General features: G+C 73.8%; 12 protein-coding genes. 3 read left to right on the top strand and 9 right to left on the bottom strand.

Annotation, left to right across the window (positions count from 1 at the left end; all coding sequences use genetic code 11):
* Positions 1–6 precede the first annotated feature (6 nt).
* Positions 7–933 (bottom strand): AraC family transcriptional regulator, encoded by a 927-nt coding sequence (locus tag ACYVK7_RS21170; RefSeq protein WP_460889692.1) that lies wholly within the window; start codon positions 931–933, stop codon positions 7–9.
* A 213-nt stretch (positions 934–1,146) separates the two neighbouring features.
* Here ACYVK7_RS21170 and ACYVK7_RS21165 point away from each other — a divergent pair, with 213 nt between their 5' ends.
* Positions 1,147–1,902 carry a class I SAM-dependent methyltransferase gene (locus ACYVK7_RS21165; protein WP_460889691.1) on the top strand — a complete coding sequence of 252 codons (756 nt, stop codon included), beginning with the start codon at positions 1,147–1,149 and terminating at the stop codon, positions 1,900–1,902.
* Between the two features lie 26 nt (positions 1,903–1,928).
* On the opposite strand, the gene ACYVK7_RS21160 is transcribed toward ACYVK7_RS21165, so the two are convergent.
* Positions 1,929–5,444: a S41 family peptidase gene (locus ACYVK7_RS21160; protein ID WP_460889690.1), complete on the bottom strand. Its 3,516-nt coding sequence runs from the start codon at positions 5,442–5,444 to the stop codon at positions 1,929–1,931.
* 86 nt (positions 5,445–5,530) lie between these two features.
* Here ACYVK7_RS21160 and ACYVK7_RS21155 point away from each other — a divergent pair, with 86 nt between their 5' ends.
* Complete coding sequence (locus ACYVK7_RS21155) at positions 5,531–6,187, top strand: nucleoside/nucleotide kinase family protein (protein ID WP_460889689.1); 657 nt, start codon at positions 5,531–5,533, stop codon at positions 6,185–6,187.
* A gap of 7 nt (positions 6,188–6,194) precedes the next feature.
* On the opposite strand, the gene ACYVK7_RS21150 is transcribed toward ACYVK7_RS21155, so the two are convergent.
* The 3 genes from ACYVK7_RS21150 to ACYVK7_RS21140 form a co-directional block, all read right to left on the bottom strand.
* On the bottom strand, positions 6,195–6,947 hold the full coding sequence (locus ACYVK7_RS21150) for a VOC family protein (protein ID WP_460889688.1): 753 nt from the start codon (positions 6,945–6,947) through the stop codon (positions 6,195–6,197).
* Positions 6,948–7,101: 154 nt separating this feature from the next.
* Positions 7,102–8,178 carry an arsenate-mycothiol transferase ArsC gene (locus tag ACYVK7_RS21145; RefSeq protein WP_460889687.1) on the bottom strand — a complete coding sequence of 359 codons (1,077 nt, stop codon included), beginning with the start codon at positions 8,176–8,178 and terminating at the stop codon, positions 7,102–7,104.
* Positions 8,179–8,227: 49 nt separating this feature from the next.
* Positions 8,228–8,593 carry an ArsR/SmtB family transcription factor gene (locus ACYVK7_RS21140; protein ID WP_460889686.1) on the bottom strand — a complete coding sequence of 122 codons (366 nt, stop codon included), beginning with the start codon at positions 8,591–8,593 and terminating at the stop codon, positions 8,228–8,230.
* A 141-nt stretch (positions 8,594–8,734) separates the two neighbouring features.
* Here ACYVK7_RS21140 and ACYVK7_RS21135 point away from each other — a divergent pair, with 141 nt between their 5' ends.
* Positions 8,735–10,333 (top strand): FAD-dependent oxidoreductase, encoded by a 1,599-nt coding sequence (locus ACYVK7_RS21135; RefSeq protein ID WP_460889685.1) that lies wholly within the window; start codon positions 8,735–8,737, stop codon positions 10,331–10,333.
* Between the two features lie 261 nt (positions 10,334–10,594).
* Here the strand turns inward: ACYVK7_RS21135 and ACYVK7_RS21130 are convergent, their stop codons facing one another.
* The 4 genes from ACYVK7_RS21130 to ACYVK7_RS21115 all read right to left on the bottom strand — a co-directional run bounded on the left by ACYVK7_RS21130 (position 10,595) and on the right by ACYVK7_RS21115 (position 14,598).
* Positions 10,595–11,278 carry an aquaporin gene (locus tag ACYVK7_RS21130; RefSeq protein WP_460889751.1) on the bottom strand — a complete coding sequence of 228 codons (684 nt, stop codon included), beginning with the start codon at positions 11,276–11,278 and terminating at the stop codon, positions 10,595–10,597.
* A 65-nt stretch (positions 11,279–11,343) separates the two neighbouring features.
* Positions 11,344–11,772: an arsenate reductase ArsC gene (locus ACYVK7_RS21125; protein WP_460889684.1), complete on the bottom strand. Its 429-nt coding sequence runs from the start codon at positions 11,770–11,772 to the stop codon at positions 11,344–11,346.
* 40 nt (positions 11,773–11,812) lie between these two features.
* Positions 11,813–13,528: an FAD-dependent oxidoreductase gene (locus tag ACYVK7_RS21120; RefSeq protein ID WP_460889683.1), complete on the bottom strand. Its 1,716-nt coding sequence runs from the start codon at positions 13,526–13,528 to the stop codon at positions 11,813–11,815.
* Positions 13,525–14,598 carry a metalloregulator ArsR/SmtB family transcription factor gene (locus ACYVK7_RS21115; protein WP_460889682.1) on the bottom strand — a complete coding sequence of 358 codons (1,074 nt, stop codon included), beginning with the start codon at positions 14,596–14,598 and terminating at the stop codon, positions 13,525–13,527. The genes ACYVK7_RS21120 and ACYVK7_RS21115 overlap by 4 nt, the downstream gene beginning before the upstream one ends.
* Positions 14,599–14,603 lie beyond the last annotated feature (5 nt).

The following is a 14,603-nucleotide window of genomic DNA, read 5'->3' as shown; positions in this document are numbered from 1 at the left end:
GTGAACTCACAGCCGCTCGCTCCGTCGCCAGCGGTCAGGTGTGACCCCGTAGCGATCCCTGAACCGCCGGACCAGGTAGGTCGCGTCGCGCAGGCCGGTCCGTGCGGCCACGACACCGAGCGGCAGGTCGGTATCACGGAGCATCCGGCGCACCTCCGTCATCCGGCGCTCGGTGATCCACGCGAGCAGGGTGCGACCCGTGCGCTCGCGGACCACGGTGGTCAGGTACCCGGGCGTGTAGCCCAGCGCCGCCGCGACGCCGGCCGCCGACACCGGTTCCCGGAACGTCGCCTCGATCTCGTCGAAGACGCGCGTCACCAGCGGGTCGGCAGGGGCGGGGGCCGACGGCGCCAGCCGCGCCGCCCCGACGAGGATCCGCGTCAGCAGGGCGGCCGCCGCCTCGCGGGCACCCAGCCGGCCGGGCTCCGACAGCTCCTCCTCGAGCTCCGTCAGCCACGCCGACCAGCGCGGGCGCTCGACGGCGGGAACGGTGGCGTGCGCCCCGGCCGGCAGCGTCGCCAGCGCGAACAGGGCAAGGAGCGGGTGGTGGCCCCAGGCCAGGGGAGACACCGAGGCGAGCGACGGGACGGCGTCAGGCGTGAAGGCCACGCTCCAGGCCCGGCAGTGGCGGAGACCCGCGAGCGTCGCCGCGCCGATCGCCTGGCCCGGCGGGACGGCGTGCACGTCACCTCCGCGCAGCGGGGTGTCCTGACCGTTCAGCGTGACACTGCCGCCGCCGCGCTCGACGTAGACCAGCACGAGAAAGTCGTGCGCGTGCCGGTGGTCCGGCGGCACGTGGGCATGGTCGACGTCGACGTCGACCCGCGTGACCAGCACCGGCGGCGCCCCAGGGCCGGCCGGGTGCCCGTAGACGGGGATACCGTCCGGCCGCACCCTGCGGAGACGACCCGGTGCGGACTGCTGCCTCGGCACAGGAACCCTCCCACGTCGAGCCGGACCGGTGGACGGCGGAGCGCGCCACCACGACGATCCTAGCCGCGATCACCCGCATCATCCGAGGATCGTGCTATCACCACCGAACGACATGCTGCACTCCGACCGCAGGATGTCCGATGCTGGGGTGGCGAGACCTCGCGAACGGGCGCACGAGAGCGCCCGCTTCACCACCGGACGGAAGGCAGCCGGATGAACACGACCGTGCGAATCCTCGACCAGCGCACCCCCGAGGAACGTGATCGTGAGTTCCTCCCCGGGATGGGCAGGCCCTGGCTGCTCCCGTTCTACGACCTCTACTCGCGCCTGGCCCGCGTACCCGCCCTGCACGACCGGGTGGCGACGCTCGCGGACGTCGCGCCCGGCGAGTCGGTGCTCGACGTCGGCTGCGGCACCGCGAACCTGTCGCTCGCCGTGCTCCGTGCGCAGCCGGGCGCGGTCGTCACGGCCCTCGACCCCGACGGGGCTGCGCTGCGTACCGCCGCCCGCAAGGCATCCCGGCGCCGGGTCCCGCTCACGCTCGTCCGGGGGTTCGCCGAGAGGCTCCCGGCCGACGACGGCTCGCTCGACCACATCGTGTCCGCCCTCGCGCTGCACCACGTGCCCGAGGAGGACCGGGCCCGGTTCGCCCACGAGGCCTGGCGGGCGCTCCGGCCGGGCGGGCGGCTGACGATCGTCGACTTCGGAGACCCCGACGCCGGAGCGGAGGACGGCCGGCACGGCGGCGGTCGCGGGCGCCGCGGGCACGAGCACGCAGGGCACGGCGGCGGTCGCGGGCACGACCACGCGGGCCACGACCGGTCGCACCGCGGACACCCGCACCCCGCCCGGACGGGGGTCAGCCTGCTGCGCCTCCTCGCGGGCGCCGGGTTCGCCGACGCCCGCGAGGTGGAACGCGTGGAGCACCGCTTCGGTCCGCTCACGTTCGTGCAGGCCACGCACGGCTGACCGGATCCGCGCCCGGCCGACCAGGGCTACGCGCGGCGGCGCACCCGCGGCTCCGGGAGCGCGGGCGGCGTCGCCGCCGGACGCTCGGCGAGGCGGCGGAACGCCTCCGCCATACCGGCGTCGAGCTGCGGGTCGACGTCGGAGAAGTAGTCCGCCGGCGTGTGCCGCACCTCGATGTCGGGGTCGACGCCGTGGTTCTCCACGTCGAACCCCTTGCCGTCGAGCCAGAACCCGTACCGCGGCTGGGTGATACCCGTGCCGTCCACGAGGCTGAAGCGGCCGTCGATACCGATCACGCCGCCCCACGTCCGCACCCCGACCACCGGGCCGACGCCGAGCGCCTGCGCCGCCGCGTTCACGATGTCCCCGTCGGACCCGGCGTACTCGTTGGTGACCAGCACCACCGGCCCACGCGGGGCGCGGTCCGGGTAGGTGCTGGGCCGGTCGTAGTGCCGGTTCAGGCCCCAGCCGGCGACGCGCGCGGCGAGGCGTGCGATCACGAGCTGCGACGTGTGCCCGCCGCCGTTGAACCGCACGTCCACGACGATGCCCTCGCACTGGGTGGCGAGCCGCAGGTCGCGGTGCAGCTGCGCCCACCCGGTGCTCATCATGTCCGGTACGTGCACGTAGCCCAGCCGCCCCTCCGACCTCTTTGCGACGTACTCGCGGCGCGACCGCACCCAGGCCTGGTAGCGCAGGTCGGACTCTTCGGCGAGCGGCACCACGACGACCCGGCGGTCGGCACCGCTCGCGCCACCGCCGTCGGCCGAGCCGGGGCGTCGCAGCGTGAGCTCCACCGGAATGTCCGCCGCGCCGACCAGGTTCGCCGACGGGCCCGACACCGGGTCCACGGGCCGCCCGTCCACAGCGACGATGAGGTCGCCGGGCCGCGCGTCGACCCCGGCTGCGCGCAGCGGCGACCGTGCTCCGGGATCCGACGACTCGCTCGGCAGCACCCGCTCGATCCGCCAGCCGTCGGCTGTCCGGGTGAGGTCCGCGCCGAGCAGCCCGAGCCTGCGGGACGTGTCGCCCGGTGCGCGCGGACCGCGCACGTACGCGTGCGAGGTGTTGAGCTCGGCGACGGTCTCCCAGAGCACGTCCTCGAGGTCGTCGTGGGTGGCCACGCGGTCGACCAGCGGACGCCACCGGGCCACGACACCGTCCCAGTCGATGCCGTTCATGTCCGCGCGCCAGTAGTGGTCGCGCATGATGCGGGCGTTCTCGTCGAACATCTGGTGCCACTGGACCCTCGGGTCCACCTCGTACCGGATGCGGGACAGGTCGATGTCGAACGCGCTCGGGTCGTCGTCGCTGGGCTTGCTCGTCGCCGACTGCGTGCCGAGGCCGTACCGGTAGCGGATCACCACGCGCTCGCGATCGCCGGACACCGCATAGGTGCGCACCTTCTCGGCGACGTCCGTGGTCTTGCGCGCCTCGAACGACCAGAACTGCAGCACGTTGGGCACCGGGTCGGCCTCCGTACCGGCGTGCCGGGCGCCGAGCACACCCGCGTCGTCGGTCTCGTGCACCCAGAGCACACCGCCCTTGGCGGCGAGCAGACGCCGGTACCGGCCCGACGTGACAGGGAACGGGACCACCCGTTCCTCGGCGCCGTCGAAGTCGATGTCGGGGGAGCCCGCTTCCTGCTTTCGCGCCGTGCCCGATGCGTCGTCAGCCTTGCCCTCGGTCTCGCCGCTCACCTCGGCGCTCGCGGTGCCGTCCGCCGTGCCGTCCGCCGTGCCGTCCGCCGTGCCGTCCGCCGTGCCGTCGGCCTTGCCGTCGGCCTTGCCGCTCGCCTTCTTGTCCGGCTTGGCCAGACGCCAGCCGTCGGCGCTCGGGCCGAACGGCGCCGGCTCGGTCGCGGTGAGCGGGATCAGCCACGGCCGCGTGGCGGCGCTGAACGACAGGGCGAACTCGTGGGAGTCGTAGGACGGGTCGAACGTGCGGTCCGACAGGAACACGAGGTACTTGCCGTCGTCGCTGAACGCCGGCGAGAAGTCGTGGAACCGCCCGGACGTCAGCGGGGTCGCCGTCGGCTGCTCGGCGTGCAGGTCTGCCACGAGGATCTGGTGGTGGTCGCCCTCGCTGCCTGTGGGGCTCGACCAGGCCAGGTATCGCCCGTCCGGGGAGAACGTCGGCGACTCCGCCTCGCCGTTCCCTGACCGGCCCAGCAGGGTGACGGTGCCGGGTGCCGCGGCGGTACCGGCGCCCTCGTCGGTCCCGTCGGCCTCGTCGGTCCCGTCGGGCGGTACGGCGACCACGCTGATCCGGCCGTCGTGCGAGATGGCCGCCACCTTGTCGCCCGCAGGGCTCGCGGCGAGGTGCAGCACCCGGCCGAGCTCGCCGCCCGCGAGCCGCTGCGGCGGGGTGTCGGAGGCGTCGTCGGGCGAGCCGGGCAGCACGTGGATCTCGAGGGAGTCCTCCCTGCTCTCGCCCTGTGGGGTGCTGCGGGGCGCGTCCGTCACGACCATGGCACGTCCGGTGTCGCCGAGCAGCACGGGCTCGCGCACGCGGACCGACGGGTCGGCGACGAGCGCCCGGGCCGGGCCCGCGCGGTGGGTCACCCAGTACGCGGTGCCGAGCCAGCCGACCACGCTCGCGTCGCCGGTCTGGTCGACCGCCAGGCCGTCGATGCCGGCGGGGGCCGAGTCGGGGTCGGCGGAGTACGGCTGCGGCAGCGCGCCCGTGAGCGTGACGTCGATGCGTCGCGGGGTGCCGTCGAGTCCGTCGAGCAGCCAGAGGTCGCCACGGCTGTGCCACACGATGCGCGAGCCGTCGGAGGCCGCGTCACGGACGTAGCCCTCGGCCTCGGACTGGCGGGTCAGCAGGCGGGGCTCGGGGGTCTCCGTGGCGGTCGCGAGGCCGTCGAGCACCCAGAGGTTCGCCTGCTCGTCCGCGTGGTCGGGGAACGTCGCTCCGCGGTCCGACGTGAACACGAGCGCGTCGCCGATCCAGATCGGGTCGTAGATGCCCGCCTCGTCGTCGGGCAGGGGGCGTTGCCAGTCGCCCATGCCGCGGTCCGTCCACAGCACCGACGCGGTGCCGCCCCGGTACCGCTTCCAGTACGCCGGGGTGCGGTAGCCGGCGGAGACGAGCGCGGTCGTGCGGACACCGTCGGCGCCCTGGTGCTCGGCGACGCCCCAGGCGGGCCCGTAGCGCGGGGTCTCGACGGTGCCGTCGAGGCCGACCGTGCGCACCACGGTCAGCGACCGCTCGTGCGCGCCGGCGTTGGACGAGACGAGCACCGACTCGGCGTCCGCCCAGCCGAGCACCATGGTCGTGCTGCCGCCGAGCCAGGTCAGGCGCCGGGCGGCGCCGTCGGCCAGCTCGACCACGTAGGCCTCGGGATGGCCGTCCTTGTGCGACACGTAGGCGAGACGCGTGCCGTCGGGGGAGAAGCGGGGGGTGGTCGCGGGAGCGTGATCGTTGGTCAGGCGCCATGCGCGGCCGCCGGACACGGGAGCGAGCCAGACGTCGTCGTCGGCCACGAACGCGACCTGGTCGCCGTGGATGTGGGGAAACCGGAGATAGGGCTGGGTCACCGGTTCAACGTACTCGGGCGGTCCGACACGCGTCATCGGAAATCGCTGACGGCAGCGGCCGACCCACGTCATAGAGTCGTCCCACGATGAGCACACGTGTGGAACCCGTCAGTACGGCGCTCCTCGTCGAGCGGGTCACCGGGCTGGTCGTCGCCCGCGCGCAGTCCCGGGCAGGCCAGCCGGCCGGCCGGCAGCAGGACGACGGGCCGGTCCGGCTGCTCGTCGACGGGCACCCGTCCACGCGACCCGAGCGGCTCGCCGATGCCCTCGTCGCGCCGCTCGAAGCCGCGGGCCGGCCCGTGGCACGCGTCAGTGTCAGGGACTTCCTGCGCCGGCGCTCCCTCCGGCTCGAGCACGGGCGCGAGGACCCGGACAGCCTGCTCGACGCCTGGATCGACGTGGGCTCCTTGAACCGCGAGGTGCTGGCGCGTGTCGTCGAACGGCGGGAGTACCTGCCCAGCCTGCGCGACCCCGACACCGACCGCGCCACGCGGGCCGACTACCGGTACGCGGCGCCGGGCACCGTCGTGGTCCTCGACGGCACGCTCGCCGTCGGGCGCGGCCTCGCGCTCGACATCGCCGTGCATCTCGCGCTCAAACCGGCGACCCTCCGCCGCCGGACGCCGCCCGACGAGGCGTGGGCACTGTCGGCCTACGAGCGGTACGCCCGGGAGATCGCCGGCGTTCCGGACCTGGTGGTCCGGGTCGACCACCCGGACCACCCGGCCCTCGAGCACGCCTGACGCGTACTCAGCGCACCAGGCAGAACGGGTGCCCCGCCGGGTCGGCGAACACCCGGAAGCCGTCACCCTGGCCGGGTAGGCGCGTCGCACCGAGGGCGAGAACCGCCGCCTCGCCCGCGTCGAGGTCAGGCACCTCGATGTCGAGATGGAGCTGCTGCGGGTACGCGGGATCGGGCCAGCGCGGCGGGTTGTACCCCTCCACGGTCTGGAAGAGCAGCGGCCGGGAGCCGCCGACCATGGCGAGGCCGTCGGAGTCATACGTCACCCGCTCGCCCATCACGCCGGACCAGAACCGGGCGAGCGCCGACGCGTCCGCGCAGTCGAAGGTGGCACCCATGACGCTGACCCCCTCCGCCTTCTCGTCGAGGCACACGTCGAACGGATGCCCGGCCGGGTCCGCGAGCGTGATCCACTGCTCGTTCTCGCGCAGCACGGTGCCGCCCAGCTCCACGGCCCGGGCGCTCGCCGCCGCCAGGTCCGGTACGTAGAGGTCGAGGTGCGCCTGCTGTGGATGCTCCTGCCCCGGCCACTGCGGCGGGACGAGGTTCGGTGCGAGCTGGAACGCGATGCCCCACCGGTCGGGGGTCACGACGGTGATCCAGTCGTCGTCGGCCTTGGACACGGTGCCGTCCGTCAGCGCCGTCCAGAAGTCAGCATCGACGGCGAGGTCGGGGACGTCGAGGACCACGGAGTCCACGGTGCCCACTCCGCCGGAGGCGGTCGGCGTGTCCGCTGGTCCGCCGGAAGGTTGTTCGGTCATGGCTCAGCCCTTCACGAGGTGGTGGCACGAAGGATGTGCGTGCTACCACCTTGCACCGAGCCTCTGACACTCCCCACCGGGACGTCTGCCCCGGTAGTTGTGCACAGGGGTTATCCACAGACCTGTGCATATGTTCTGGACGGCTGGACGCCGGCTACCGCGCCTTGCGCCGGTCCTTCGCGCCGTCCGTGCCCGGGATCGCGGACCACGGGCTCCGGCTGGGGAGCGACGGCCACGCGGGGTGCGCGTCCGGCGCCGGCAGACGTGGGTTCGCGGGAGCCTCCGCGGCATCGATCTCCGCGAGCAGGGTCCGCACGCGGACCGTGATGTCGTCGACGATCCGCTCGACCTCCTCGACCGGGCGGCCCGCCGGGTCGTCGAGCGGCCAGTCGAGGTAGCGGCGTCCCGGGTAGACGGGACACGAGTCGCCGCAGCCCATCGTGACGATCACGCCGGAGGCGCGCACGATGTCGTCCGTGAGCTCGCGCGGGAACTCGATGAGCCCGTCGAGGCCACGCCGGGCCAGGACCGCCTCCGTGCGCGCGTCGGGCTCCGACGCCGGTCTGGTTCCCGCGGTGCGCACCCGGACGCGGTCGCCCGCGAGGCGTCGGGTGACCGCTGCCGCTATCTGGGAGCGGCCGGTGTTGTGGACGCAGACGAACAGCACGTCGCGCGGCGACCCGTACGTCACCTCGGTCATCGCGGCGAGGCGGTCGGTCGCGAGCCAGGCGGTGAGCGCCGGCAGGTGCGAGAACGACCTGATCTGCTTGCTCAGCGAGGCGTAGCACTCGCGCACGAGGCGGTCCACCGTGCCGGCGCCGGCGTTCGCGGCGAACCCGGCGGACAGGGTCTCGGTGAGCCGGGCGAGCAACGCCCCGTGGTCGTGCACCGCGAGCGCGGCTTCCCCCGGGTGGCGGGGTGCCGCGAGCGCAGCCGCCCCGAACCGTGCGATACCTCGGGACGACACCCGGTACAGCGGTGCGGTGGGGCGGGAGGGGCCGGCGAGTGAACCGTCGGGCAGCTGCCCGTCCGGCGTGACGGTGGCGACCAGGCCCACCGCGACCAGCGCGTCGAGGTCCTGCTCGACGGTCCCGGTCGCCGCGGGAAGGTGCGCCAAGTCCTGCGCGGTCGCGCCGCCTCCCGGATGCGTCAGCATGCGGGCCAGCAGGCGTAACCGCTCAGGGTTCGCCATGGTGAGTTTCTGCGCGGAGCGCAGCTCGTCCGGTGTCATGGGGGTTCTCCTTGGCCGACGGCGGTGTGGCCGAGCGCCAGGAGCGAGGCTACCGCGCCGCTTCGCTGAGGAGCGCACCGAGCCGGTCGAGAGACCCCGGAACCACGGAGTAGTAAGCCCATTTTCCGCGCTGTTCCCGGGCGAGCAGACCGGCATCGACCAGGATCTTCAGGTGGTGGCTCACGGTGGGCTGGCTCAGCCCGACGGGCTCGGTGAGATCGCAGACGCAGGCCTCGCCGCCGTCGTGCGCGGCGACGATCGAGAGCAGCCGAACCCGCGTGGGGTCGCCCAGGGCCTTGAAGGAGCGGGCGAGGTCGGCAGCGACGGCCGGGTCGGCAGCCTCGCGTACGAGCGGGGCGCAGCAGGTGCCGGACGTCGGTGCGGCCGGTGCGAGCTCGAGTGCGATCGTCGTCATGCGACCATCTTGCCACGCATCGAAGTTTCTGGATATGTTCACTCCGACACAACGCATCGATGTTCTTCGATCCGATCTGGCCGCCGACGGAGAAGACGGCGAAGATGAGCGAGGACGACAGCGAAGATGGGGACGGGCAACATGACGACAGCGCAGAACCTTCCGGTCATAGTGATCGGCGCGGGGCCCGTGGGCCTCGCCGCCGCGGCGCACCTCGCCGAGCGCGGGATCCAACCCCTGGTCATCGAGGCCGGGGACGGCGCGGGCGCCGCCGTCGCCCGGTGGGGCCACGTGCGCCTCTTCTCGCCGTGGCGGTACGACGTCGACGCCGCCGCCCGCCGCCTGCTCATGTCCGCCGACGCCGCGGGCGCCGAGCCGTGGACCGAGCCTGACCCGGACACGCTGCCCACCGGTGCCGAGCTCGTCGAGCGGTACCTCGCACCCCTGGCTGACGCGCTCGTGAACGGCGCGGGGGCGCAGATCCGGTACGGGACCCGCGTGCTCGCCGTGACCAAGGACGGCGCCGACCGCTCCCGCTCGCTGGGGCGCGAGCGCCTGCCGTACCTGGTCCGTCTGGCCACGGCACCCACGGGCGGTGCCGGCGGGACCGGGACCGTCGAGGAGATCCGCGCGCAGGCGGTGATCGACGCCTCCGGGACCTATGAGCAGCCCAACCCGCTGGGGACGTCCGGACTGCCGACCCTCGGCGAGCCCGAGTCGGCACCGTTCCTCACCGGCGCGCTGCCCGACGTGCTCGGCCGGGACCGTGACCGGTTCGCCGGGCGGCACACGCTCGTGGTCGGCATGGGGCACTCGGCGGCCAACACCCTGCTGAGCCTGGTCCAGCTCGCGGAGCAGGAGGCCGCACAGGGCAACCGGAGCACCCGGGTCACCTGGGCCATCCGTGGGGGCTCGCCGCGCCGCCTGTACGGCGGCGGGACCGGTGACGACCTGCCGGCCCGCGGCCTGCTCGGCACCCGGCTGCGCGACGCGGTGGAGGCCGGCCGGATCGAGCTGCTCACCCGCGTGGCGATCGACCGGCTGGAGCCGTCGACCGACCCGGCGAACGACACGGTGCGCGTCCTGGGAACGGCCCGCCGTGACGGCGGCGACGGGGCGCTCGACCTGACCGTGCACAACATCGCAGCTGCCACCGGGTTCCGGCCCGACCTGGCGATGCTGCGCGAGATTCGCCTCGACCTCGACCCCGTGGTGGAGGCACCGCGCCAGATCGCGCCCCTCATCGACCCCAACCTCCACTCGTGCGGCACCGTGCCCGCCCACGGTGAGGCCGAGCTGACCCACCCCGACGCAGGGTTCTACCTCGTGGGCATGAAGTCCTACGGGCGGGCCCCGACGTTCCTCCTCGCGACCGGCTACGAGCAGGTGCGCTCGATCGCGGCGGCGCTCGCCGGGGACCGCGCGGCGGCCGACTCGGTGGAGCTGAACCTGCCGGCGACCGGCGTCTGCTCGTCCGACCTCGCACTGTCCGCCGACGCGGACGGCCGGGTCTCCGCGAACGAGCTCGCCGCGGCCGGCTCCAGCTCCTGCTGCTCCGTCCCCGCGGAACCCCAGCCGGTCTCGATCGGGCGGGCGCCCTCTCGGGTCGGCCCGGTCGACGGTGGGCCGGTGGGTGCCGGGCCGGTGGGTGCTGGGTCGGCGGGTGCTGGGTCGGCGGGTGTCGGGTCGGTCGGCTTCAGCACCGGCGTCCCGCACGGCCGCTCGGGCGACCAGCTGTGAGCCGCCGACTGCAGACTTCGTCAGCAATCCGGTAGCCAACTGCAGACTTGGACGCGGTCAAAGGCCCCCGGACCGCGTCCAAGTCTGCAGTCGGCTCCGGCGTCCGCGACAAAGTCTGCAGTCAGCGGGGGCTGTCCGGGTCCGCTGCCGCCGCCCGCCCACCGCCGCCCGCCCACCGCCGCCCGCCCACCGCCGAAGAGCCCGCCGCCGAAGAGCCCGGCGACAGCCCACCGCCGAAGATCCCACCGAGCGGTCCCGCCGTCAGTGGCCGGACGCACCCGACCGCGCCGGATACAGCACCACGGCCAGCCCGACGCCGACCGCCCCGCCGACCAGCTGCGCGAGCACGAACGGCAGCACCGAACCCGGCGCGATCCCCGCGAAGCTGTCGCTGAACACACGGCCGACGGTGACAGCGGGGTTGGCGAACGACGTGGAGCTGGTGAACCAGTACGCCGCGCCGATGTAGGCACCCACCGCCGGAGCGATCAACGCGTCGCGCCCGGCGCGCAGCAGCCCGAAGATCACCAGGACGAGGCCGGCCGTCGCGACCACCTCGGCCACGAGCGTCGCGCCCGTGGCCCGGTCGGTGGTCGCGATCGTGGTCGGCTCGCCGAACATCACGTTGGCCAGCACGGCACCGCCGATACCTCCTGCCAGCTGCGCGGCGAGGTACACGGCCACGTCGGTGAGGCGCGGCCCTGCCGGGTCGCGCCGCCCGAGGAGCCCGTCGACGAGCGTGACCACCGGGTTGAGGTGCGCGCCGCTCACCGGCGCCAGCACGGCGATCAGCACGGCCAGTCCCAGTGCCGTGGCGAGCGAGTTCTCCAGCAGCTGCAACCCGACGTCGTCGGGTGACAGGGTCGCGGCCGCGATCCCGCTGCCGACCACCACGGTGACCAGCAGGCCGGTCCCGAGGAGCTCGGCGAGCGCCCGGCGCCACAGACCCGCCCGTTCACCGACGGCCGCCCCGACTACCGCAACCGACGCCGGTGCGCGCACAGGAGCGCTCACGCGACCGGCTCGACCCCGAGCTCGGCGAGCAGCCCGCGCACCCGCCGCTGGATCTCGTCGCGGATGGGGCGGATCGCCTCGATGCCCTGGCCCGCCGGGTCGTCGAGTTCCCAGTCCTGGTAGTTCTTGCCGGGGTAGTACGGGCAGGCGTCGCCACAGCCCATGGTGATCACGGCGTCCGAGGCCTCGACCGCCTCGGCCTCGAGCACCTTGGGCTTCTCGCCGCGGATGTCGATGCCCACCTCGAGCATGGCCTCCACGGCGACGGGGTTGATCTGGTCGGCGGGCATGGACCCGGCGGAGCGCACTTCGACGGCGCCGTCGGACAGCGCCCGGAGAAATCCGGCGGCCATCTGGGAGCGGCCCGCGTTGTGCACGCAGACGAACAGGGCGGACGGCTTGGTGGGTGTCGAGGTCTCGGACACGAGTGTTCTCCGGTGGGTTCGTGAGGTCTGGTCGTGAGGGTCAGGACGCCGTGGTGCGCGCCTGGTAGTTCTGGTTGCCGCCCGACAGGTTCGCGACGTCGGCGAATCCGAGGTTGCGCAGCACGTTCTGGCCGGCGTTCCCGGTGACGCCCTTGTTGCAGTAGGTCACCGTGGGCAGCGCGGGATCAAGCTCGCCCGACCGCTTGCGCAGCTCGGCCAGCGGGATGTGCACCGAGTTCGGTACGGCGGACTTTGCACGGTCCTTCGCCGAGCGCACGTCGACCACCTGGATCCGCTCGCCCTCCGCCCGACGCCGCTCCAGCTCGGCCGGCGTGACCAGCGGCGCCTGCCCGTGGATCGCGTTGGTCAGTGCCATGCCGGTGAAGTGGACCGGGTCCTTGGTGGTGGCGTACGTGGGGGAGTAGGCGAGGTCGAGGTGGAACAGGTCGGCGACGTCCGCCCCGAAGGTGATCGCGGTGGCCAGCACGTCGATGCGCTTGTCCGCCCCGGACGCCCCGATCGCCTGGGCGCCGAGCAGGCGCCCCGTGGCACGGTCGGCGACGGCCTTGAGGGCCAGGGCCGTGCCTCCCAGGTACTCGGGCCGGTCCGGCTTGATGTTGTGCAGCACCTCGACGTCGTACCCGGCGGCCCGCGCCTGGTCCTCGGTGAACCCGGTCTGGGCGACGCCGACGTCGAAGACCCGCACGATCGACGTTCCCAGGATCCCGCGGTGCTCCAACGGCCCGCCGGTCATCGCGTCGCCGGCGATGCGGCCCATCTTGTTCGCGGTCGAGCCGAGCGGTACCCATACGGGCTCGCCGGTGATCACGTGGAACGACTCGGCGACGTCGCCGACGGCCCACACGTGCTCCACGCTGGTGCGCTGCCTCCGGTCGACGGCGACGGCACCCGTAGGCCCGATCCGCGCGCCCGCCTGCTCGGCCAGGGCGGTGTTCGGTCGGACCCCCACGGAGACGATCACGAGCTCGGCGTCCACGTGCTCGCCCTCGGCGGAGCTGCCCTCCACGGTCACGCCGGTCACGCCGTCGCGGTCGGCGGTGACGGCGACGACGTTCGTGGCGAGGCGCAGGTCGACGTCGTGCCGTCGGAGCTCGCCGTCCACCCGGGCCGACATGTCCGCATCCATGCGCGGCATCGCGTGGTCGAGCGCCTCGACGACGGTCACGGCGAGGCCGCGGGCGACCAGCTGTTCGGTCATCTCGAGCCCGATGTACCCGGCCCCGACCACCACCGCACGGCGCACGGGCCGGCCCCGCGACTCGCTGTCCTCGATCCAGGCGCGGATGGCGCGCGCGTCGGTGGGAGTGCGCACGGAGAACACCCCGGGGGAGTCCACTCCCGAGATGGGCGGGACGACGGCGCGGACGCCGGTCGCGAGCACCAGCTCGTCGTAGGGGTCGACGAACGTCCGGCCGGTGGCCAGGTCCCGCACCGTGACGGTCCTGGCGTCGGCGTCGACCGCGACGACGTCGTGCCCGGTGCGCACGTCGACGTCGTACCGCGCCTTGAACCAGGCGGGGTCACGCGGGGTGAGGTCATCGATGTCTTCGACCGCACCGCCGATGAAGTAGGGCAGCCCGCAGCCGGAGTACGAGATGTCGTGGTCCCGTTCGTAGACGGTGATCTGCGCGGTCTCCGTGTTGCGGCGGGCCTTTGCGGCAGCGGAAGTTCCGGCGGCCACGGATCCGACGACGACGATCTTCAGGGGGGTGCTCGGCAGGGGCAGGGAGCTCATCGGGTTCCTCGGGTGGTCAGGGCGTCCTCGGCCGGCAGCAGCACGGCGAGCAGCTCGCGCACCCGCCGGTCCAGCTCGTCGCGGATGGCGGCCACCCCGGCGGGGGAGGCCAGCGCGGGGTCGCCGACGATCCAGTCCTCGTACCGTTTGCCGGGCAGCACCGGGCAGGCGTCGCCGCAGCCCATGGTCACCACGACGTCGGCGGCGCGGACGGCGTCGTCGGTCAGGGGCTTGGGGTAGAAGCGCGTGACGTCGTCGACGACGTCGGCGGCGGCGCCGTCACCGAGCTCCTCGAGAATGCCGCGCACGGCGGCGTGGACGTCGCTCGCCGGCGCCGAGCCCGCCGACCGGACCACCACCCGGTCGCCGGCGTAGTGCCGCATGAGGGCGGCGGCAAGCTGCGACCGGCCGGCGTTGGCGACGCACACGAAGAGCACCTGCGGCGCGCGGTCGGAGCCCGCCGCCAGCGCGCGTTCGGCGTCGACGATGCGCTGCCGTGCGAAGTGCTCGGTGAGCGGGACGAGGTGTGCCGCGCTGCCGCCGCGCCGGGCGAGCGCCGTGTAGGACTCCCTGACCACGCGGTAGCACTCGCGATCGGGGGTGCCGATGAAGCGTGCGGACAGCGAGGCGGCCACTCGGTCGAGGGCGGCGTCCACGTCGCCGAGCCCGGTGACCTCGTGGGTCCCGGCCCCCGAGGCTCCCGCCTGTGCGCCGTGCACCTCGACGGCCGCGGGGGCGAACCGGTCGAGCAGCGTGGTGACCGCGCCACGGTAGGCGGGGGAGATGCGGTACCAGACCCAGGTACCGCGGCGGTCCGACGTGAGCAGGCCCACGTCGCGCAGCACCTTGAGGTGGTGTGACACCGTGGGCTGCGAGACGGCGGTCAGGGTGGCGAGCTCGCCCGCCGTCGTCTCACCGGTGGGCGAGGTGGCGATCGCCGAGAGCATGCGGAGGCGCAGCGGGTCGGCGATCGCCTTGAGGGTCGCCGCGAGGCCGGCGGCGGCGTCGGCGCCGATCGCGTGCGCCTCGGCCGACGTGGCCGGCTCGGTACCTGAGCCCTGTATCGACATGTCTC

The sequence above is a fragment of the Promicromonospora xylanilytica genome, from assembly GCF_054782895.1.
Note: the sequence above shows the minus strand (reverse complement) of the source record. Positions and strands in the feature narration are given on the sequence as shown.